This window comes from Corynebacterium variabile, from assembly GCF_006539825.1.
Lineage (GTDB): Bacteria > Actinomycetota > Actinomycetes > Mycobacteriales > Mycobacteriaceae > Corynebacterium > Corynebacterium variabile.
The window spans coordinates 116,299-134,342 of record NZ_BJNT01000008.1 but is presented as its reverse complement, the minus strand read 5'-3'; the positions used below and the strand labels follow the sequence as shown (position 1 = coordinate 134,342).

The following is an 18,044-nucleotide window of genomic DNA, read 5'->3' as shown; positions in this document are numbered from 1 at the left end:
ACTATGACTAAGAAGAAGGTCCTGCGGATTGCCGCGGTTGTCGCCGCGATCCTCGTCGCCATCTACGCGTTCAGCGTTCTCACCGACTCCACCCGCGGGTACTCCGACGTCGACACCTCCGTCGCCGTGAAGCAGCTCGACGACAAGAACGTCGAGGAGGTGCAGATCAACGACCGGGAGCAGCAGCTCCAGATCACGCTGAAGGACAAGATCAGCGTCGACGGCGACGACGACGTCGAGAAGATCATCACGAAGTACCCGGCCCGAGCCGCGGACACGATCTTCGAGAAGGTCCAGGCATCGGACGCCGGTAAGTACCAGACCAAGGTCTCCGAGGACTCCTTCCTCGGCTCGCTGCTGGTGATGCTGCTGCCGATCCTCATCATCGGTGGTCTGCTGCTGTTCTTCCTCACCCGCATGCAGGGTGGCGCCGGCGGCGCCTTCGGCATCGGCAAGTCGAAGGCCAAGGAACTCAACGTCGACAACCCGGACACGACCTTCGACGACGTCGCCGGCGCCGACGAGGCCGTCGAGGAGCTCGACGAGATCCGCGACTTCCTGCAGGACCCGGCCCGCTACGAGGAGCTCGGGGCCAAGGTCCCGCGCGGCGTCCTGCTCTACGGTCCGCCCGGCACCGGTAAGACGCTGCTGGCCCGTGCCGTCGCCGGTGAGGCAGGCGTCCCGTTCTACACCATCTCCGGTTCGGACTTCGTCGAGATGTTCGTCGGTGTCGGTGCCTCGCGGGTGCGCGACCTGTTCAAGACCGCCAAGGAGAACAGCCCCTGCATCATCTTCGTCGACGAGATCGACGCCGTCGGCCGCCAGCGTGGCGCCGGCATGGGCGGCGGTCACGATGAGCGTGAGCAGACCCTCAACCAGCTCCTCGTCGAGATGGACGGCTTCGACGACCGTGAGGGCGTCATCCTCATGGCTGCGACGAACCGCCCCGACATCCTCGACCCCGCACTGCTGCGCCCGGGCCGCTTCGACCGGCAGATCCCGGTCGGCAACCCGGACCTGGCGGGCCGCGAGCAGATCCTGCGCGTCCACGCGAAGAACAAGCCACTGGCTCCCGACGTGGACCTGAAGTCCCTGGCCAAGCGGACCGTCGGAATGTCCGGTGCGGATCTGGCGAACGTGCTCAACGAGGCCGCGCTGCTCACCGCCCGCGTCGACGGCAACGTCATCACCGGCGATGCGCTGGAGGAGGCGACCGACCGCGTCATCGGTGGTCCGCGCCGCACGTCGAAGATCATCTCCGAGCACGAGAAGAAGGTCACCGCCTACCACGAGGGCGGTCACACCCTGGCCGCCTGGGGCATCAAGGACATCGAGCGGGTCTACAAGGTCACGATCCTCGCCCGCGGCAAGACCGGCGGTCACGCCATGGCCGTGCCCGAGGACGACAAGGGCATGTACACCCGATCCGAGCTCTTCGCCCGGCTGGTCTTCGCCATGGGCGGACGCTCCGCCGAGGAGCTCGTCTTCGGTGCGCCGACCACGGGTGCCTCCGCCGACATCGAGCAGGCGACGAAGATCGCCCGCGGCATGGTCACCGAGTACGGCATGAGCCCGCAGCTCGGCGCCGTGAAGTACGGCGAAGAGCAGGGTGACCCGTTCGCGGGACGCCCCGGGCAGGGCACCCTGGACTACTCGCCGGCCGTCGCCGCGACGATCGACGACCAGGTCCGGATGCTCATCGAGAAGGCCCACGTCGTCGCCTACCGCATCCTGCGCGAGAACCGGGACTACCTCGACACCCTGGCGACCAAGCTCCTGGAGAAGGAGACGCTGCGGCGTCCGGACCTGGAGGCCATTTTCGGCGAGATGCCGTTGGTCGAGGTCAACGACATCTTCGACGGCCAGGACGTCGAGTTCCCGAGGGACTTCCGCGAACCGGTGAAGACGCCCAATGAACTCGCCAAGGAACGTGGCGAGGAGCCGCCGGTGCGCCCTGACTTCTACTCCGAGGCGCGCAAGGCCCGGATGGAGCGTCGCAAGGCGGCGCAGGAGGCCAAGCGTGCCGAGCAGCTCGAACAGGACCAGCAGCGGCAGCAGGGCCAGCAGGGGCAGCAGGGGCAGAACCAGGTGCCGGCGAAGCTCCCCGGCTTTCCGCCGCAGCAGCACGGTCAGCAGGGCCAGCAGCCTGGTCAACCCCGTCGGGACCACCTCTGGGGAGGCCAGGACCGGACCAACCCGCCCGGTGATCCGCTGAACAACCCCTACGACCAGGCCGCCCCGCGTCACCCCGGTGAGCAGAACTACGGCCCCGGCCCCGACCGAGGATCCGGCCAGGGCCCTTCACAGGGCCCGTCACAGGGCGAGATCCGTGGCTTCCGGCTGCCGGACAACGAGCAGCCGGACCACCCGTGGGTCACGGATGACGCCCCCACCGGGCGTCACCACCGGGTCGACCCGGAGAAGACGACTGACGACACGAACGAGGAAGACCGTTGAGTAACTCCGAATCCACCGACCAGCCGGTCTCCCAGATCACCGGTCGCCCCTTTGACCAGGAGCGGGCGGAAGCCGCCGTCCGCGAGCTGCTGTTCGCCGTCGGCGCGGACCCCGACCGCGAGGGCCTGCAGGAGACCCCTGCCCGGGTCGCCCGCGCCTACCGTGAGATCTTCGACGGACTTTTCCGTGACCCGGCGGAGGTCCTCAACAAGACCTTCAACGAGGACCACCGGGAACTCGTCCTCGTCAAGGACATCCCGATCTACTCGACCTGCGAGCACCACCTGGTGCCCTTCTACGGGCACGCCCACATCGGCTACATCCCCGGAAACGACGGCACCGTCACCGGACTGTCCAAGCTCGCCCGTCTCGTCGACGGCTTCGCCAAGCGTCCCCAGGTGCAGGAACGCCTCACCAGCCAGGTCGCCGACGCCGTCGCCACGCGCCTGAATGCGTCCGCCGTCATCGTCGTCATCGAGTGCGAGCACCTGTGCATGGCGATGCGCGGTATCCGTAAGCCGGGCGCGACGACCGTCACCTCCGCCGTGCGCGGCGGTTTCCGGAACGACGCCCGCACCCGCGCCGAGGCGTTCTCCCTGATCCGGGGGAACTGATGCCCCGCACGCTCGTGATGGGGATCCTCAATGTCACCGAGGACTCCTTCTCCGACGGTGGCGAGTGGAACTCCACGGAGCGTGCCCTCGCCCACGCCCACGAGATGGTGGACGCCGGCGCGGACATCATCGACATCGGTGGGGAATCCACCCGGCCGGGTGCCACCCGCGTCGACCCCGACGTCGAGCGGGACCGGGTCGTCCCGGTCATCGCTGCCCTGCATGCCGACGGGATCACCACCAGTGTGGACACGATGCGCGCCTCCACCGCCGAGGCCGCGGTCGCCGCCGGTGTCGACATCGTCAACGACGTCTCCGGTGGCCTGGCCGACCCCGGGATGTACCGGGTCGTCGCCGACGCCAACCGGACACGGCCGGTGGGTCAGCCGGTGGACTACTGCCTCATGCACTGGCGGGCCGATCGTTTCTCCTCAGCGGAAGGACGCGCCGACCACGGCGGGGATGTCGTCGCCGACGTCTCCGGGCTGCTGGGTGAACTGACGGACGACGCCCGGGCCGCAGGTGTGCCCGCCGACCGGTTGATCCTGGACCCCGGTATCGGTTTCGCCAAGGACGCCGACGACAACTGGGCACTGCTGCACGCCATGCCCGACCTCACCGCGACCTGGGCGGAGCAGGGGCACCGGACGCTCATCGGGGCATCCCGCAAGCGGTTCCTCACGGCCCTGCGACCGGGACCGGACGGCGGGCCCGGAACCCCCGCCTCCGCCGATGACGCCACGGCGGCGGTCTCGGCACTGGCCGCACAGGCAGGGGTGTGGGCCGTACGGGTCCACGACGTCGCCGCGACCCGCGCGGCGGTGGATGTCGCTCACGCGGTGGCACAGGCACACGGACCGGCGCTGCCGGAAGGATGGAGGGCCCGACGTGGCTGACCGTATTGAACTCGACGGCCTGGAAGCCTACGGCTACCACGGCGTCTACGACTTCGAGAAGGACAAGGGCCAGAAGTTCATCATCGATCTGGTGGTCTGGACCGACTTCTCCGCAGCCACGGCGTCCGACGAGATCAGTGAGACCATCTCGTACGTCGATCTCGCCGACATCGCCGTGGCGGTCGTCGAGGGACCCTCGCTCGACCTCATCGAGACGCTCGCGGCGACCATCGCCGACCGGCTCAACGACCTGGCCGGGGTGATTGCCGTGGAGGTCACCGTGCACAAACCTGATGCCCCGATCCACCACCCCTTCACCGACGTGCGCGTCGTCGCCCGACGGTCCCAGAAGTCGTCCCAGAGGCCTGTGGCGGGGACGGGACAGTGAGAGCGGTCCTCGCCTTCGGTGCGAACCTCCCCGGTGACCTGGGGGATCCGGCGGCACAGATCGCCCACGCGGCGGCGTCCCTCGCGTCGACTGAAGGGATCCGCGTCCTCGCGTCCTCCCGGATGTTCGCCACCCCGCCGTGGGGTGTGACCGACCAGGCCGAATTCCGTAACTGCGTCCTCATCGTTGACGTGGAGGACGCCTTGTTCACCCCGGTGGACCTGCTGCACCGCTGCCAGGCGGAGGAGCAGGCCGCCCACCGCGTGCGTGACCGGCACTGGGGACCGCGCACCCTCGACGTCGACCTGGTCGCGCTGTACTCGGAGGCGGGGGAGGAGATCCGCAGCGACGGCCGGTGGGGTGAGAAGCTCGTGGTGCCCCATGCCTGGGCCCATGCGCGGGCCTTCGTCCTGGTGCCCTGGCAGGACGCGGACCCCTCCGCGACGCTCGGTGGCACACCGGTGGCGGACCTCATCGCCGCCTGTCCTGAGGAGGATGTGTCCGGGGTGCGTGCGCTGCCCGACGTAGCATGGGCCCCATGACGAAGAAGAACGGCGGCTCCCCGCAGGGGCGCGACCGGTCCGGCCAGTCCGGTCAGCAGGGTGGGCCCGGACTGTCGCTGACCCCGGTCAGTGCGTTGCTTCTCGCCGCCGCTGCCACGGCCCTGGTTGTCGGGGTGGCCGCGGTGTACTTCTACGGGGACTTCCCGCCGGCCCGGGTGCGGAACTCCGTGGCGCTGTGGATCATCGCCGCGGTCGCGGCAGTGACCGCGGTGGCGGTGCGGCGGCGGATCAACGACGGTGAGGTCGGCCACGACAGCAGCCAGATGTCCCCGGTCTTCATCGCCCGGGCGGCCGTGCTGGGCAAGGCCTGTTCGTGGTTGGGGGCGTTCGTCGGCGGCGGTTACCTGGGCCTGACGGTCTACGTCCTCATCGAGTACCCGTCGTTGCTGGCCGCCCAGGAGGACACTCCCGGGGCGGTGGCCTGTGTTGCCGCCGGGGCTGCGGTGGCGGTCGCCGGTGTGGTCCTCGAGCGTTGTTGTCTGGTTCCGCCGGGCGACGCGGACCCGGATGGACGCCGGTCAGGGGCACAGGCAATGTAGTGTTGACACCCGTATTCTCTGTGACCTGCACAAACAGGTGAGTAACGGGGTGGATAACCGGCCAGGTGTCCAAGAAGTGTCCAAGTAACCCACCGGGGCACCCCCCCCACATAGAGAAACCCCCACCGCCAAAGACGATGGGGGGTGCAGGCGAGGGGCTCAGTACCGAACCTCCACCGGGTAAGCTGCCTGCGCCGCCGGCAATGCCGACAAGTCCACAAGCTCCGTAGCACCAGGCGCCTCCGCATCCGGGGAGCTGGCAAGACGATCCAGGGCATCGACCTGCCGACGTGCAGAATCAGCCAACGCGCCGACCTGCTCGCCCCTCCTCTTCAGCTCCACATACTCCGGATGCTGCTCACTGACCAGACCCTCGAACAGTTCCGGTGACGTCTCCGACCACCGTGCAGCGCACTCCTGGGCGAACAGGGTGCGCTCCGGGGAAGCGGGCATCGCGTTGAACTCACGCTGCACCGCGGCCATCCTCTGCGCCTGGTCCTGAATGCCCGGGCGGGCGAGGATGCGGCTCACGGCCATCTCCGCGGCGAGCTTCTCTGTGGCATCCCCGGCGACAGGGAAGAACCCTGCTCGGGCGTCGGCGGTCGCTGCGCGGGCACCGGCCTCCCACTCCCCGACCTGGCGCCTGTACGCGGCGATCTGCTGGGGGTAGCCGAGTGCGTCGACGCGCTGGCTGTAGGCCTTCTTCAGGCCCTCGGGTGAGTAGTCGGATCGGTCGGCCTTGAGGCGGTTGGCCTGGCCGACGATCTCCTCACGGGTGCGGGTGATGTCGTTGTGCAGTTCTGCGAGGGAGAAGTTTCCCATGGTGTCCTCCTTGGACGGTGATGATGGTTGGTAGTGCGGGGGGGGGGGAGCTCGCCTGATTACGGTGGCTCCCCACCCTGGTCCTGTGCTGCGGCGGCACCCCTCACCAAAGCGCCGAAGGCGGTGAACATGCCCGCTGCCGTGGCCATGTCGGATGACTCCCGACTCCGCCTGTCGACCTGGTCGAGGACATCATCCTTGTCCACGGAAACGGCAGCGACCTTCGTGAACTTGAACATCTCGTCGGGATCCGTGGTGGACTCTGCACCCTGGAGTGCGACATCGGCGAGGTTGCGGAACCGTGAAGCGAGCTTCCTTCGCTGTTCACCGGCGCTGGCGACGTGGACCTCGACGGCTCTGCGTGTGCGCTCCTGGTCGAAGTCCCAGCCGTTGGCCTGGCAGATCTGGGATACCCTCCAGGTGGATGCTCCGACTGCTTTGGCGATGGCATTGCGGCCGAGGCCGGCGTCGTAGTGGGCGTGTATCTGGTCGACGAGGTCGCTTGCCTTTTCGTCCTGGGCTTTTGAGTGGTCAGTGGCCATCGCGGGCGCCTCCTTCGTGGTCTAGTACTCGGAGGAGTACGGGGCGGATGAGTTCGGGGCGGTGGGTGATGAGGTGGTCGATGAGCTTGTCACGGTTGCCGTACTCGCCGAGTGCATCGTTGCTGATGATCATTGCTGCGTAGGTGCGGCCCTGCTCAGTGAGTACGATGTCCTGCTCGGCGATTAGCCAGGCTGGTCTGGGGTTAGGCATGTCGTCTCCCCCGGAGCTGTCGTCGGGCGGTGGCGAGCTGTCCGGTGGCGAAAGCCAGGACGTCGGGGAGGATCCGGCTGTCAGCGGTATTGAGGATCCGGAGGAACTCGCGGTGGTCGCCGCGGCCTCGAGCGTCGGCGGCTGCGCGGATGACGTTCACGGCGGTGATGTAGTCGATGACAGTGCGGCCGGTATCGACGCTTTCGGCGAACAGGTCGGGCTGCTCTGGGCTGGGGGCGATCTGGTCGGGCAAGTCAAAGAGTCCTGTGTCGGTCATAGTTTTTCTCCTAGTCGGGGATCGAGGATGTGGTGGACGAGCTGGTGGGTCGGCGGGAGTTCCACCACCTCCCACAGCCCCGCGGTGAGCAGCCTGTCGAGGGTGGGGATGTTGACGCCGAGGCGGTGGGTTTGCTGCGGGGTGAGCGCGCTGCACTGGTGTTCCTGGCACCACTTCACGACGCGGTTATGGTGCGCCCTGGTGGACGACGGGACGGACAAGTACGCCTCGGTCTGGTGAGGCTTACGACGGGAAGAGGTCACGCTGCAGCCCCTGCCTTGAAGTAGCGCCCGGACTCGACGTGAACAGTTCCCGCCTTCTTCATCGCGTCGAGGATGTCAGGCACGGTGGCGCCAGACCCGGTTAGTTCCCGGATGGTCTTCATCAGCGCACCCTCGGACATGCCGACTTTGCCGTTGTCGTCGAGCGCGTCGAGGATTGCGGCACGGACTGGATCCTCAGAGTCGGGGACGACTGTTAGACGGGGCTGTTCGCCGGGAACATCCTGGGTGCCCGTGACACCCGGTACCTTGGTACCTTCGGTACCTTCCCCATGTTCCGGTACCTTGTTACCCCCTGCTACCTGCGAAGATACCAAGGTACCGAAGGTACCGGCACTGGCAGTCGGGGAGGACGGTGCGACCTTCCCGGTACCTTCGATCGACCAGACCCACTCCTTTCCCCTCTTCTGCGTTGAGACGCCGATAGAGTGACGCTTGTTCTTCACCGTCTGGGAGGAAAGCCCCGCAGCGTTCGCAGCCTTGAGAACGTCACCGGCGGGGGCTGAGCCACCATTGCTGGCGAGATAGTCGAGCACGATCATCTTCACCTCGTCGGCGTCGCCGCCGGCACTGTCCACATCAGGATTGAGAAGGGCAGAACCGTCCTCGTCGCACTCGCCAATCCACTCGATGCGACCGACCTCGGTGGACAGGCCGTCATCGGTGGTGATACCGGCAGTGACGACCTGGGCCTCCATCGTGCGGATGCGGGGCGCCAGGTTCGCCTTAGAGTTCCACACCTTCACGGTGCTGTTGTCCCGGTCCTCGGCAACCGCGACGACGGAGCGGGCGACCTGCTGCCACGCCGACGAACCCATGATGAGGTTGCCGGTGTCGGCACTGCCCTTCTTCGCGGAGAAGTGGACGAGGCACACGAACGTGCAGCCGGTGCCCTGGGCGACACGGTGCATCGGCTCTAGGAACCGACGGATATCCAGGTCGTCATTTCCCTTGAGCTTGGAGGACATGACCGACTTCGCGGCGTCGAGGACCACAAGGCCGATGGACTGCTCGGTGATGAACGTCTTGAGGATCGGATAGTCGCCGGGAAGGTCGAGGGATGACTCGTAGGTGATTCCAGGCTTGTCGGGGTCGGGGACCGTGGCGGCGAGGAACAGCACCCGGTCGAGGTCGGCACCAGCGGCCTTGAGTCGGGGGACGACGGTGTTCTCTCGGCTGTCCTCGGTGACGACGTAGGCGACGTTCATCGGGGTGCCGGTGAGCTTGCCGGTGGTGGCCTGGGCTACCCAGTCGACGGCGATGGTGGACTTGCCGATTCCTTCCCTGCCGCCGAGAAGTGTGACGGACCCACGGGGCACCCAGCAGTCGAGTAGCCAGTCGATTGCCGCGGTTCGGATCTTGGATGCCGGGGTGAACGTGATGTGGCGACGGGGCGTGTCCGCGGTCTGCTCGGCCTGGGCCTGGGCAACGGCATTGTCCCACGGCATGTTCTCATTGGCCATGAGTTCCGCGGCACGGTTCTTCACCGCATCGGAAAGAGTCTCGGTCATGTCCTACGCCACCTCGTCAAGGTTGATGCGGGTGGGATGCTGCAGGGTGCCGCCGTAGGGCTTCGGGGCGGACGGGGTGCGCTCAGCTCGGCGCTCCCAACCGGCACGGGCGAGGGCGTTGAAGTGCACGGCGTGGGAGTAGCCCTCGGGGTCCTCGAGGCGGTCGGGGACGTCGAGCGGGGGAACAAATTTCTCGGTGGTCATGTGAATCTCCTGGTGGTGGTGTCAGTGGCCGCTGGTCAAGCCGTGGGGGTGTGGTTGTCAACGAGGTCGCGGAGCTCGGATCGGGAGATGAGCCGGCGCCTCTTGTCGAGCTGGTCGACGTGCGCGGTGAGCAGTCCGCGCTTCACCCACCTGCTAATGGTCGCGGGGTGGACTCCGACTTCGTGGCCGGCTTCGGGGGCAGTGAGATACGTGTCATGTGTCATGGGTGGCACTGTCCCACGGCGTGGTGGTTGTTGAGTTTCTGTGGAACAACTGCAAACGGTATGGGCGTGTCTATGCTGCTCAGGGCATACGGGATTGGCCGGTCAACATCTGTTGCCTGGTCGGTGTTGTGTGTTAGAATCACGGGTATCTCCGATGGTGTCGTGGGATAAAAGATTGTGAACCCCGGTCTGGTCGCCGGGGTTCTTTTTATGTCTGGGGGTCTAGGCGAGCTTCTCGGCCACGGTGAGCCAGAACCTCCGGTCGATCCCCGTGGTGCGGTCAGCACTACGCAGGGCGTCCTCCCGGAAGTCGGACAGCATGCCGGCGAGGAACGATTGATCCTCCTCGTGGGCGGTGGTGCAGATACGCCCCTCGGCGTGGTCGAGGACGGCCTGGGCGTACGCGGTGGTGGCGTCGATCATGGGGGTACTTCTCCTGGTTCTGCTCAGCGTTGAGGTTTTGGGGCTTGATTCGTAGTAGCTGCTCTCACAGGGCATTCCCATAGACATCACGCGGCCGCCTTGTCGTCGGTGGTGCCGCGGACTTCGTCGGGGGTGATGCCGAGAAGTTCGGCGATGGGGGCGATGGGGGCGACGTAGCGGCCACCGATGCGGAACACCGGGGTGGGGAGGTCGCCCTTGGCTGCGGCCTTGTAGGTGGCGGACCGGCCGATTCCGAGCAGGTCGCTGTAGCGAGCGAGGTCAATGGTTGCGGACACTTGAGACTCCTAAGGGGAGGGGGAGGGGATGTAGACTCTCCGCTGACACTGGAAGAGTACGTTTACCACGATTGCGGTACCACAGATTATGGCACGCTCTACATGGATTGTGCAACACATTGTGTGGTAGTCTGCGGAAAGTGCAGGTCAGGCATGTCGACCGATCCCACTACCTACGGGCCGGAAAACCTCAAGTCGCTACGACTGACAGCCGGGCTATCCCGCAGGGAGTTCATCGAGCAGATGAGAGAGACCACGGGGCTTGAGCTGCACCAGACATCCCTGCAACGACTTGAAAGTGGTGAACAGACCATGAAGGCCAGTGAAGCCGTGGCGATAGCGGACTTCTTCAAGGTCAGCCTTGACCAGCTCCTGCGCGAGCCTGCAGACCAGGTGGCGGCGGAGATCCGGCGAAAGGCCCAAGACCTAAAGAGGAAGGCATGGGAAGTTACCGAAGTGGTGAGAGGGGCTGACCGGGCGGCGGTCGAGCTCGCGCAGCGGCTGGATGAAGACGATGTTCCCCCCGCGGTGCAGTCTGCTGTCGTTAGAGACGCCCATGATGCTCTGGACCGCTATAAGCCATTCACGCTGCAGATGATCGGGGCGACAATGAAGTATTGGCCTAAGGATGATCCCGGCGCTGACACGATGTATCTACCTGTTGACATCGAGGCCGGCGATGACCAGGGGTAGGCCGGCGACTGCACTAGGCACCTGCGGGGAGATCAACACCACCCAACTCCCCACCGGCGTATGGCAGTCCGAAACCCGCATGCGCCTACAGTCCGGGAAACGGAAACGTGTCCGCGCCCGCGGGAAGTCGAAGACCGGGGCGATAGACGCTCTCAAGATCAAATGCCGTGACCTCACCGACACCACCGACACCGGGCTGCTCACCTCCACCAGCACATTCAACGCCCTGCTGGACTACTGGATCGAGCATCACGACATGGCGGACCGCACCCGGAAGATCTACCGGTCATGCATCACCCTGCACATTCGCCCCGCACTCGGCGATGTGTGCCTCAACGAGCTGAACACCCCCATGCTGCAGATGTTCCTCGACAGCCTGTCCCAGGGCACGGAGAAGACAGCGCGGGCCGCACTCGGCGGCGCGGTGAGCCTGGCGGTGAAGTGGGGCATCATGCCGACAAACCCGGTGCGGGACACCACGCCCAGGAAGGTCGAGAAGAAGGAAGTTAGGGCTCTCACCGACGACGAGATCCTCACCTACCGCACACGACTCGTGGAATGGTGCGGCAGCAACAAGACCGGCCCGAAGCGCGGGGAAGGGCTCGTCGAGATCATCGACGTGTGTATCGGCTCCGGGATGCGCATCGGTGAAGTCCTGGCACTGCGGTGGTGCGACGTTGATCTCGAGGCCGGAACCGTCGCTGTCTCGGGGACGATGGACGATGATGCGAAGACGAGGAAAGACAGTCCGAAGACCGTGAAGTCTCGCCGGATCATCCCCGTCGCACCTATCGCACTGGATGCGCTGCAGCGGCAGTGGGACAAGCCTGCACGCCAGTTCCTCGGTGAGCCCGTGTTCCCAAGCAGGGAGGGCACCTACCGGACGGTGACGAGCGTGGAGGACCGGCTGCGGAAGGCACGCAACGGGGAGGACGACATCACCCCCCACGACTTCCGAAAGACCGTTGCGACGAGGATCGAGCGGGATCACGGGATGCTGTCGGCGTCCCGGTACCTCGGGCACTCGTCCACCGCGGTGACGGAGAAGGCGTACCTGGCACGCCCGGAGATCCTGCCGGACCTCACGGCGTCATTCTCGGTGAAGCGACTCCGGGCAGTGTAGGTGTCCATAAAGGTGTCCACTTTGTGTCCATCTATTCGGGGGCACGGGAGGGGCCTAGTTGGACACTGCAGCACCCTGTGGGCCTTCTACCGGCACCGGATGGAACAACAGTCAGCGGCGTGGACTACGCACTACGGGGCCTTGGCTATGTAGTGTGGGCGCCATGAGTTCCGCGTATCCATCTCCCGATCCGCACCGGCTCCCGGATCCGTCGAGCGCACGGCCCACCCGGGCACCGGGTGGTGTCTCGAAGCTTCTGATGTACTTCCTGTTCGTCCTGGCACTGTTCGCGACAGTGATCATGTTCTTCGTCGACAACGACGTGTGGATGAACATCGCGGTCATCGCGGCGCTGTGGGCGGCCTTCATCGGCGCCGTCCTCGTGTCCCGGTACTCGGGTGCGCTGGGGGAGGAATCCTCCCGCAACCGTGAACGGGATGCCCGGCGTGTCGCCGAACTGGACGCCGAGCGTGCCGATCACCGGCGTCGGGAAGCGGAACTGGAGAAGTCCTACGCCGACCGTGGGGACACGGGACGCGACGAGACACTGGAATCCATCCGCCTCGAGCTCGCCGCACTCCGCGAGCAGCTCTCGGATCTGTCCGGACTGGACCTCACCGAGGACCAGGTGGCTGTCCGCGCACGCGCCGAGCGGATTATCGAGCTGGAGCGTCATTCCGCGACGCCGAAGGCAGGGGGAACAGGGGAGTCTGCCGCTGCCGACTCACCGTCCACCGCATCTGCCGCATCCCCGTTCGCCTCGCGCTCGCCGTTCCAGCGTGAGGAGGAGCCGACGGCTGCCTCCGAGAGTGGTCGGACGCACCAGGCGCCGGAGTCCCACCAGGGTGGACGCCGTGGCGGCTTCACCACCGGCACCTTCTCCGCGGTGAACTGGTCCGGTGCCGATTCCGAGGAGACCAGCATGATCCCGCTGGTCGTGGATACGCGGGACACCCGGGACAACAAGGGCGGTGACGCCGGGGCGTCTGCTCCGGAGCCGACGCAGGAGAAGCCTGCTGAGTCGACCTGGGCGTCACGGCAGCAGAAGCAGGCGGAACCGGCGCAGCCGGAGGAGTCCGCCCCGTCCTTCACGACTCCGACGGCCGGCCACCATGAGGTCCCCGAGGAGGAGGCCGGTCACCACCGTCGCCGTCGGGCAGAGTCCCCGGCCGCTCCGGAGGATTCCCGCGGGCGCCGTCGCGCCGACGAGCGTCCCGAAGACGGCAACAGCTCGGTCACCGTCGCACAGCTCATGGCGCAGCTGAAGAAGAACGCCAAGTGACCGGAGGCGACATCACCGCACCCCACCCCGACCGACAGGAACCCCGCCTGTCGGTCGGGGTCATTTCGGCCGGTTCCGTGGGGACCGCGGTGGCGTCGGTCCTCCAGCGGGCCGGGCACCACATCCACGGCGTCGTCGCCCGCTCCGAGGCGTCCGCCGGCAGGGTCGCCGACCGGTTGCCCGGTGTGCCGGTGACCGACATCGCCGATGCGGCGCGTGCGGCACTGGTCATCCTCGCTGTGCCTGACCCGCAGCTGCCCTCGGTCGTGGACGAAGTCGCGGCGGTCACCCGCCCCGGCCAGATCGTGGTGCACACCGCCGGTGCCCTGGGGTGCGGGGTGCTGCAACCGGTGACGGACACCGGGGCACTGCCGCTGGCGCTGCACCCGGCCATGACCTTCACCGGACGCCCGGAGGACACCGACAATCTCGCCGGGTGCGCCTGGGGTGTCACCGCCGACTCCGACACCGGCTCCGCTGTCGCGGAACTGCTCGTCGGTGCCTGCGGCGGGATCGCCGTTCCGGTCGCCGAGGAACATCGGACGCTCTACCACGCGGCGATGGCCCACGGCTCCAACCATCTGGTGACCCTCGTCAGTGAGGCGCTACGCATCCTGGACCATGCGTTGGCGGATCCGGGGGAAGGACAGCCGGGTGTTCCGGTGGCGGAGAACCCGGACTCGGCGGTGCTGCTGCGCCGGATCCTCCCCGCGACACTCGCCGGAGTGCTGGACCGTCGCACGGCTGCGCTGACCGGGCCGACCGCCCGTGATGACGCCGCCACCGTCCTCCGCCACCTCGACGCACTGCTCACCGTGGATACCGGGGGACAGCCGCTGGCGGCGTCCTACCGGGAGGCGGCACTGCGCACCGCGCGGGCCGTAGGGTCACTCAATGTGGAACGTGCGCTGGACGGGGACTACCCTTATTGATCCGTTACAGCATCACATTCTGATCGCGAAGGAGCGGCAACGGTGAGTTTCACCCCCGGAGAGGCGACGGTCTACACCGGCATCGAGGAGATCGGGGAGTTGACCCGGGCGATCCGCAAGGTCGGACGACCGGTCGTGCTTGTGCCGACCATGGGAGCCCTGCACGAAGGCCACCTGGCACTGGTGCGCAACGCCCAGCGCATCCCCAGGGCGCTCGTCGTCGTGTCGATCTTCGTCAACCCGCTGCAGTTCGGCGAGGGGGAGGACCTGGACGCCTACCCGCGCACGCTGGACGCCGATGTGGCGAAACTCAAGGCCGCCGGGGTGGACGCCGTCTTCGCGCCCAGCGTCCGCGAGATGTACCCCAACGGACCGCGGACCACCGTCCGCCCCGGCCCGGTCGGCGAGATCCTCGAGGGCCGTACCCGGCCGATCCACTTCGCGGGGATGCTCACCGTGGTGCAGAAGCTCATGCACATCACGCACTGCTCCGACGCCTTCTTCGGCGAGAAGGACTACCAGCAGCTGGTGCTGATCCAGCAGATGGTGACCGACCTCAACCTCGGCGTGCAGGTCCACGGTGTGCCGATCGTCCGCGAGGCCGACGGCCTGGCGAAGTCCTCGCGCAACATCTACCTCGCCGAGGCCGAGCGGGAGCTGGCGCTGACCCTGTCCGCCGCCCTGACCGCCGGCGCTCATGTCGCCGAGGACGGTGCCGAGGCCGTACTGTCCACCGCGCAGGCGATCCTCGCCTCCGTCCCGGAGATCGAGGTCGACTACCTGGAGTTGCGCGGTGCGGACCTCGGGGACGCCCCGGACACCGGTGACGCCCGACTGCTGGTCGCCGCGAAGATCGGTGAGACCCGTCTGATCGACAACGTCGGTGTGCCGGTGGGCATCGGGTTCCGGAACCTGGGCGACGATCCTGTAGCGGCCACCGACGCCGCGGCAGCGCAGTAAGGTTGTCCGCGTGTTGAGAACCATGATGAAGTCCAAGATCCACCGGGCGACGGTCACCCAGGCCGACCTGCACTACGTGGGGTCGTGCACGATCGACGCCGATCTCATGGAGTCCGCCGACATTCTCGAGGGCGAGCAGATCGACATCGTCGACGTCGACAACGGTGCCCGGCTGACGACCTACGCGATCACCGGTGAGCGGGGCAGCGGGATGATCTCGATCAACGGTGCCGCCGCCCACCTGGTGCATCCCGGCGAGCTGGTGATCATCATCGGCTACGGCCAGTACACCGCCGAGGAACTCAAGGACTACAACCCGCGGGTCGTGTTCGTCGACGGGGAGAACCGTCAGGTGTCGCTGGGGGACGATCCGGCGGATGTGCCGGTGGGGTCCGGCCTGATGAACCCGCGGTTCCCCGCGTAGGTTCTCCGGTCAGGGGTCTGTTGCCGGGGGTCTGTCGCCGGCGGCCCGGGTGCACTAGCCTTTCCGCTCATATGTGGATCGGAACCTGTGAACTCGATGTTCTCCTCGGGGATGTGCATTCCCTCAAACAGAAGCGCTCGGTGGTGCGCCCGCTCGTCGCGGAGATCCGCCGGAAGTTCGACATCTCGGTCGCCGAGGTGGATCACCGGGACCTGCACCGCCGGACGGTGATCGGGGTGTCCGTGGTCAGCGGGGACCGGGAGCATGTTGTCGAGGTGCTGGACGCGGTGGAGCGGCTCGTGGCGTCGCATCCGGAGGTGCAGCTGCTGTCGGTGCGTTCCCGCTACCTCTCCTCCGAGGATCTGTAGGGGACGTCTGCCCGACCAACCCGACCGGGGGTGACTTCGGCCGGTGTGGGTGAGCTCCGGAAAATGTGACGGAGATCAATCTGCGGTGTCCTGTCCGACAGCACGGTGGGACGACCTGTCCTGATGCTGCACGCCACGGCACTGTCGGCCAGGGCAAGATCAGGTAACCATACCCTGACCTGCGATTCCGGCCGAGGTCTGGGCGATCTTTTATGGGGTATCTGAGATGTCCCTTTTGCGGCGAGCGGGCTAGCGTGGGGACCATGCACCTCACCAAGTTCGCTGACCTGGGACTCCGGTCCCTCATGATCCTCGGGGACACCGGCGCCGCCGGCGCCACCGACCCGTCGCAGCGACGCACCGTCGGAGAACTCGCGGTCCAGACCGCGGCCCCGGCGTCCCACGTCAAGAAGGTCGTCGCCCGGCTCACCGGGCTGGGTGTCCTGGCGTCGGTCCGCGGACGCAGCGGTGGGGTGTACCTCGCGGACGGTGCACGGGATACCGACATCGGCCGTCTGCTCCGCGAGCTCGAAGGCAGACACGAGGTCGTCGACTGTGAGGGGGAGGCACCGTGCCCCCTCGCTGCGCGGGACTGTTCCCTGCGGCACCTGCTGGCGCAGGCGCAGGAGAACTTCTTCGCCACGTTCGACGGCATGACCCTCGGCGAGCTCATCGAGCGTACCGGTCAGGCGGATCCGGGACCCGTTGCCATGGGCCTCCCTGCGATGCCGGCCATGAACTGAATCCCAGACCCCTACCCGCAACATCAACCACACTTCCCACGGAGGTACCGACTATGTTCACCGCTACCGAACCCCTGCGCGAGGCCACCCACAAGGCCCACCTCAGCCCGACCCACGAGGAGACCGTCAAGGCCACCCTCCCGGTCATCGGCGAGAACATCGGGGATATCGCGAAGACCTTCTACGCCGGCATGTTCGCCGAGAACCCGGACCTGCTCGCGAACACCTTCAACCGCGAGAACCAGAAGAGCGGCGCCCAGCAGAAGGCGTTGGCCGCCTCCGTGGCCACCTTCGCCACCATGCTCGTGAACCCTGACGGCCCGGACGCGGTCGACATGCTTTCCCGCATCGCCCACAAGCATGTCTCGCTCGGCATCACCCCGGACCAGTACGAGATCGTCTACCACTACCTCTTCGCCGCCATCGGCAAGGTACTCGGCGACGCTGTGACCCCCGAGGTCGCCGAGGCCTGGACCGAGGTCTACTGGCTGATGGCCCACGTCCTCATCGACGCGGAGAAGGATCTCTACGCCACCGCCGACGTGACCCCCGGCGACGTCTTCCGGGATGCTGTTCTCGTGGCCCGCCGCGATCTGTCCGACCGGGTCACCGAGTTCACCTTCGAGGTTCCGGACGCCCCGGGTGCCTTCACCGCCACGAAGGCCGGCCAGTACACCTCCCTCGGTGTGACCCTGGGCGACGGTGCCCGGCAGCTGCGCCAGTACTCCCTGGTCAACTGGGACGACAAGGGCTTCACCATCGCCGTGCAGCGCGACGGTGAGGTGTCCTCCACCCTCCTGGACTCCACCGCCGTGGGCGACCGGGTGGACGCCACCCTGCCTGCCGGCGACCTCGTCCTGGGCGACTCGGACACCACCCCGGTGGTGCTCGTCAGCTCCGGCATCGGCTCGACCCCGATGGTCGGTATGCTGTCGGCGCTCGTCGCCGGGGCAGGCGCCCGCGACATCACCGTGATCCACTCCGACGTCTCCGAGGAGTCCTACGCGCAGCGTGAGGTCACCAAGGGTCTGCTGGACGCACTGGACACCCAGGGCTCTACGGTGCGCCGTCACCGCAGCTACACCGGCGCCGGCGAGCGCGTCCGCCTGGCCGATCTGGACATCCCGGCCGGTGCCGACTGGTACCTGTGCGGCGGCAACGGCTTCCTGCAGGACATCCGCGCGCAGATCGAGGCGTCCGCCCTGGCGCCGGCCGGCGTGCACTTCGAGCTGTTCTCCCCGAACGACTGGCTGCTGGGGTAGTAGCCTCAG

25 protein-coding genes are annotated in these 18,044 nt (G+C 66.9%); 15 read left to right on the top strand and 10 right to left on the bottom strand.

The features are described from left to right. Positions 1 to 3 precede the first annotated feature (3 nt). From ftsH to CVA01_RS06020, 6 genes are read left to right on the top strand one after another with little or no spacing between them, the layout of a single operon-like run. Positions 4 to 2,457 (top strand): ATP-dependent zinc metalloprotease FtsH, encoded by a 2,454-nt coding sequence (gene ftsH / locus CVA01_RS06045; RefSeq protein WP_141329402.1) that lies wholly within the window; start codon positions 4 to 6, stop codon positions 2,455 to 2,457. After that, complete coding sequence (gene folE, locus CVA01_RS06040; RefSeq protein WP_014009024.1) at positions 2,454 to 3,071, top strand: GTP cyclohydrolase I FolE; 618 nt, start codon at positions 2,454 to 2,456, stop codon at positions 3,069 to 3,071. Before ftsH ends, folE begins: the two co-directional genes overlap by 4 nt. After that, positions 3,071 to 3,967, top strand: a complete 897-nt coding sequence (gene folP / locus CVA01_RS06035) for a dihydropteroate synthase (protein ID WP_141329400.1) — start codon at positions 3,071 to 3,073, stop codon at positions 3,965 to 3,967. The genes folE and folP overlap by 1 nt, the downstream gene beginning before the upstream one ends. After that, positions 3,960 to 4,355, top strand: coding sequence for a dihydroneopterin aldolase (folB, locus tag CVA01_RS06030; protein ID WP_041629780.1), 396 nt, complete (start codon positions 3,960 to 3,962; stop codon positions 4,353 to 4,355). The genes folP and folB overlap by 8 nt, the downstream gene beginning before the upstream one ends. Beyond that, complete coding sequence (folK, locus tag CVA01_RS06025; RefSeq protein WP_073884456.1) at positions 4,352 to 4,897, top strand: 2-amino-4-hydroxy-6-hydroxymethyldihydropteridine diphosphokinase; 546 nt, start codon at positions 4,352 to 4,354, stop codon at positions 4,895 to 4,897. The genes folB and folK overlap by 4 nt, the downstream gene beginning before the upstream one ends. After that, complete coding sequence (locus CVA01_RS06020) at positions 4,894 to 5,457, top strand: DUF3180 domain-containing protein (protein ID WP_081465822.1); 564 nt, start codon at positions 4,894 to 4,896, stop codon at positions 5,455 to 5,457. The genes folK and CVA01_RS06020 overlap by 4 nt, the downstream gene beginning before the upstream one ends. 159 nt (positions 5,458 to 5,616) lie before the next feature. On the opposite strand, the gene CVA01_RS06015 is transcribed toward CVA01_RS06020, so the two are convergent. The 10 genes from CVA01_RS06015 to CVA01_RS05970 form a co-directional block, all read right to left on the bottom strand. Beyond that, positions 5,617 to 6,279: a hypothetical protein gene (locus tag CVA01_RS06015; RefSeq protein ID WP_141329398.1), complete on the bottom strand. Its 663-nt coding sequence runs from the start codon at positions 6,277 to 6,279 to the stop codon at positions 5,617 to 5,619. A 59-nt stretch (positions 6,280 to 6,338) separates the two neighbouring features. Then, a complete protein-coding gene (locus CVA01_RS06010) occupies positions 6,339 to 6,821 on the bottom strand; it encodes a hypothetical protein (protein ID WP_141329396.1) in 483 nt (160 codons plus the stop codon). Then, complete coding sequence (locus CVA01_RS06005; RefSeq protein ID WP_141329394.1) at positions 6,811 to 7,032, bottom strand: hypothetical protein; 222 nt, start codon at positions 7,030 to 7,032, stop codon at positions 6,811 to 6,813. Before CVA01_RS06005 ends, CVA01_RS06010 begins: the two co-directional genes overlap by 11 nt. Beyond that, positions 7,025 to 7,309, bottom strand: coding sequence for a hypothetical protein (locus tag CVA01_RS06000; protein ID WP_141329392.1), 285 nt, complete (start codon positions 7,307 to 7,309; stop codon positions 7,025 to 7,027). The genes CVA01_RS06005 and CVA01_RS06000 overlap by 8 nt, the downstream gene beginning before the upstream one ends. Continuing rightward, the gene (locus CVA01_RS05995) at positions 7,306 to 7,572 is read right to left on the bottom strand and encodes a hypothetical protein (protein ID WP_141329390.1); all 267 of its coding nucleotides are present in this window, start codon (positions 7,570 to 7,572) and stop codon (positions 7,306 to 7,308) included. Before CVA01_RS05995 ends, CVA01_RS06000 begins: the two co-directional genes overlap by 4 nt. Then, positions 7,569 to 9,101 carry an AAA family ATPase gene (locus tag CVA01_RS05990; RefSeq protein ID WP_141329388.1) on the bottom strand — a complete coding sequence of 511 codons (1,533 nt, stop codon included), beginning with the start codon at positions 9,099 to 9,101 and terminating at the stop codon, positions 7,569 to 7,571. Before CVA01_RS05990 ends, CVA01_RS05995 begins: the two co-directional genes overlap by 4 nt. Positions 9,102 to 9,104: 3 nt before the next feature. After that, on the bottom strand, positions 9,105 to 9,305 hold the full coding sequence (locus tag CVA01_RS05985; RefSeq protein WP_141329386.1) for a hypothetical protein: 201 nt from the start codon (positions 9,303 to 9,305) through the stop codon (positions 9,105 to 9,107). Between the two features lie 35 nt (positions 9,306 to 9,340). After that, positions 9,341 to 9,529: a helix-turn-helix transcriptional regulator gene (locus tag CVA01_RS05980; RefSeq protein WP_141329384.1), complete on the bottom strand. Its 189-nt coding sequence runs from the start codon at positions 9,527 to 9,529 to the stop codon at positions 9,341 to 9,343. Between the two features lie 222 nt (positions 9,530 to 9,751). Beyond that, on the bottom strand, positions 9,752 to 9,952 hold the full coding sequence (locus CVA01_RS05975; protein WP_141329382.1) for a hypothetical protein: 201 nt from the start codon (positions 9,950 to 9,952) through the stop codon (positions 9,752 to 9,754). An 86-nt stretch (positions 9,953 to 10,038) separates the two neighbouring features. Next, complete coding sequence (locus CVA01_RS05970) at positions 10,039 to 10,248, bottom strand: DNA-binding protein (protein WP_141329380.1); 210 nt, start codon at positions 10,246 to 10,248, stop codon at positions 10,039 to 10,041. A 153-nt stretch (positions 10,249 to 10,401) separates the two neighbouring features. On the opposite strand from CVA01_RS05970, the gene CVA01_RS05965 reads away from it, so the two are divergent. From CVA01_RS05965 to CVA01_RS05925, 9 genes are all read left to right on the top strand, one after another. Continuing rightward, positions 10,402 to 10,941, top strand: a complete 540-nt coding sequence (locus CVA01_RS05965; RefSeq protein ID WP_141329378.1) for a helix-turn-helix domain-containing protein — start codon at positions 10,402 to 10,404, stop codon at positions 10,939 to 10,941. A gap of 79 nt (positions 10,942 to 11,020) precedes the next feature. Continuing rightward, positions 11,021 to 12,064 (top strand): tyrosine-type recombinase/integrase, encoded by a 1,044-nt coding sequence (locus tag CVA01_RS05960; protein ID WP_170209710.1) that lies wholly within the window; start codon positions 11,021 to 11,023, stop codon positions 12,062 to 12,064. A gap of 163 nt (positions 12,065 to 12,227) precedes the next feature. After that, positions 12,228 to 13,346: a DUF6779 domain-containing protein gene (locus CVA01_RS05955; protein WP_141329374.1), complete on the top strand. Its 1,119-nt coding sequence runs from the start codon at positions 12,228 to 12,230 to the stop codon at positions 13,344 to 13,346. Beyond that, entirely contained in the window at positions 13,343 to 14,278 is a 936-nt protein-coding gene (locus CVA01_RS05950; protein WP_082796518.1) for a Rossmann-like and DUF2520 domain-containing protein, read from the top strand. The genes CVA01_RS05955 and CVA01_RS05950 overlap by 4 nt, the downstream gene beginning before the upstream one ends. A 42-nt stretch (positions 14,279 to 14,320) precedes the next feature. Beyond that, entirely contained in the window at positions 14,321 to 15,238 is a 918-nt protein-coding gene (gene panC / locus CVA01_RS05945) for a pantoate--beta-alanine ligase (protein WP_141329372.1), read from the top strand. A gap of 10 nt (positions 15,239 to 15,248) precedes the next feature. Next, positions 15,249 to 15,662 (top strand): aspartate 1-decarboxylase, encoded by a 414-nt coding sequence (panD, locus tag CVA01_RS05940; RefSeq protein WP_014009032.1) that lies wholly within the window; start codon positions 15,249 to 15,251, stop codon positions 15,660 to 15,662. Positions 15,663 to 15,733: 71 nt separating this feature from the next. Next, on the top strand, positions 15,734 to 16,030 hold the full coding sequence (locus CVA01_RS05935; protein WP_014009033.1) for a DUF503 domain-containing protein: 297 nt from the start codon (positions 15,734 to 15,736) through the stop codon (positions 16,028 to 16,030). Between the two features lie 263 nt (positions 16,031 to 16,293). Next, positions 16,294 to 16,773: an RrF2 family transcriptional regulator gene (locus tag CVA01_RS05930; protein WP_041630382.1), complete on the top strand. Its 480-nt coding sequence runs from the start codon at positions 16,294 to 16,296 to the stop codon at positions 16,771 to 16,773. Positions 16,774 to 16,826: 53 nt separating this feature from the next. Next, on the top strand, positions 16,827 to 18,035 hold the full coding sequence (locus tag CVA01_RS05925) for a globin domain-containing protein (RefSeq protein WP_141329368.1): 1,209 nt from the start codon (positions 16,827 to 16,829) through the stop codon (positions 18,033 to 18,035). The last annotated feature ends 9 nt before the right edge of the window (positions 18,036 to 18,044 follow it).

What these genes read in the sequence shown, in the direction of transcription:
- ftsH (WP_141329402.1), top strand. Translation starts at nt 4, where the DNA reads ATGACTAAGAAGAAGGTCCTGCGGATTGCCGCGGTTGTCGCCGCGATC.
- folP (WP_141329400.1), top strand. Translation starts at nt 3,071, where the DNA reads ATGCCCCGCACGCTCGTGATGGGGATCCTCAATGTCACCGAGGACTCC.
- CVA01_RS06020 (WP_081465822.1), top strand. Translation starts at nt 4,894, where the DNA reads ATGACGAAGAAGAACGGCGGCTCCCCGCAGGGGCGCGACCGGTCCGGC.
- CVA01_RS06015 (WP_141329398.1), bottom strand. Translation starts at nt 6,279, where the DNA reads ATGGGAAACTTCTCCCTCGCAGAACTGCACAACGACATCACCCGCACC.
- CVA01_RS06010 (WP_141329396.1), bottom strand. Translation starts at nt 6,821, where the DNA reads ATGGCCACTGACCACTCAAAAGCCCAGGACGAAAAGGCAAGCGACCTC.
- CVA01_RS06005 (WP_141329394.1), bottom strand. Translation starts at nt 7,032, where the DNA reads ATGCCTAACCCCAGACCAGCCTGGCTAATCGCCGAGCAGGACATCGTA.
- CVA01_RS06000 (WP_141329392.1), bottom strand. Translation starts at nt 7,309, where the DNA reads ATGACCGACACAGGACTCTTTGACTTGCCCGACCAGATCGCCCCCAGC.
- CVA01_RS05990 (WP_141329388.1), bottom strand. Translation starts at nt 9,101, where the DNA reads ATGACCGAGACTCTTTCCGATGCGGTGAAGAACCGTGCCGCGGAACTC.
- CVA01_RS05985 (WP_141329386.1), bottom strand. Translation starts at nt 9,305, where the DNA reads ATGACCACCGAGAAATTTGTTCCCCCGCTCGACGTCCCCGACCGCCTC.
- CVA01_RS05980 (WP_141329384.1), bottom strand. Translation starts at nt 9,529, where the DNA reads ATGACACATGACACGTATCTCACTGCCCCCGAAGCCGGCCACGAAGTC.
- CVA01_RS05975 (WP_141329382.1), bottom strand. Translation starts at nt 9,952, where the DNA reads ATGATCGACGCCACCACCGCGTACGCCCAGGCCGTCCTCGACCACGCC.
- CVA01_RS05965 (WP_141329378.1), top strand. Translation starts at nt 10,402, where the DNA reads ATGTCGACCGATCCCACTACCTACGGGCCGGAAAACCTCAAGTCGCTA.
- CVA01_RS05960 (WP_170209710.1), top strand. Translation starts at nt 11,021, where the DNA reads ATGCGCCTACAGTCCGGGAAACGGAAACGTGTCCGCGCCCGCGGGAAG.
- CVA01_RS05955 (WP_141329374.1), top strand. Translation starts at nt 12,228, where the DNA reads ATGAGTTCCGCGTATCCATCTCCCGATCCGCACCGGCTCCCGGATCCG.
- CVA01_RS05935 (WP_014009033.1), top strand. Translation starts at nt 15,734, where the DNA reads ATGTGGATCGGAACCTGTGAACTCGATGTTCTCCTCGGGGATGTGCAT.
- CVA01_RS05930 (WP_041630382.1), top strand. Translation starts at nt 16,294, where the DNA reads ATGCACCTCACCAAGTTCGCTGACCTGGGACTCCGGTCCCTCATGATC.
- CVA01_RS05925 (WP_141329368.1), top strand. Translation starts at nt 16,827, where the DNA reads ATGTTCACCGCTACCGAACCCCTGCGCGAGGCCACCCACAAGGCCCAC.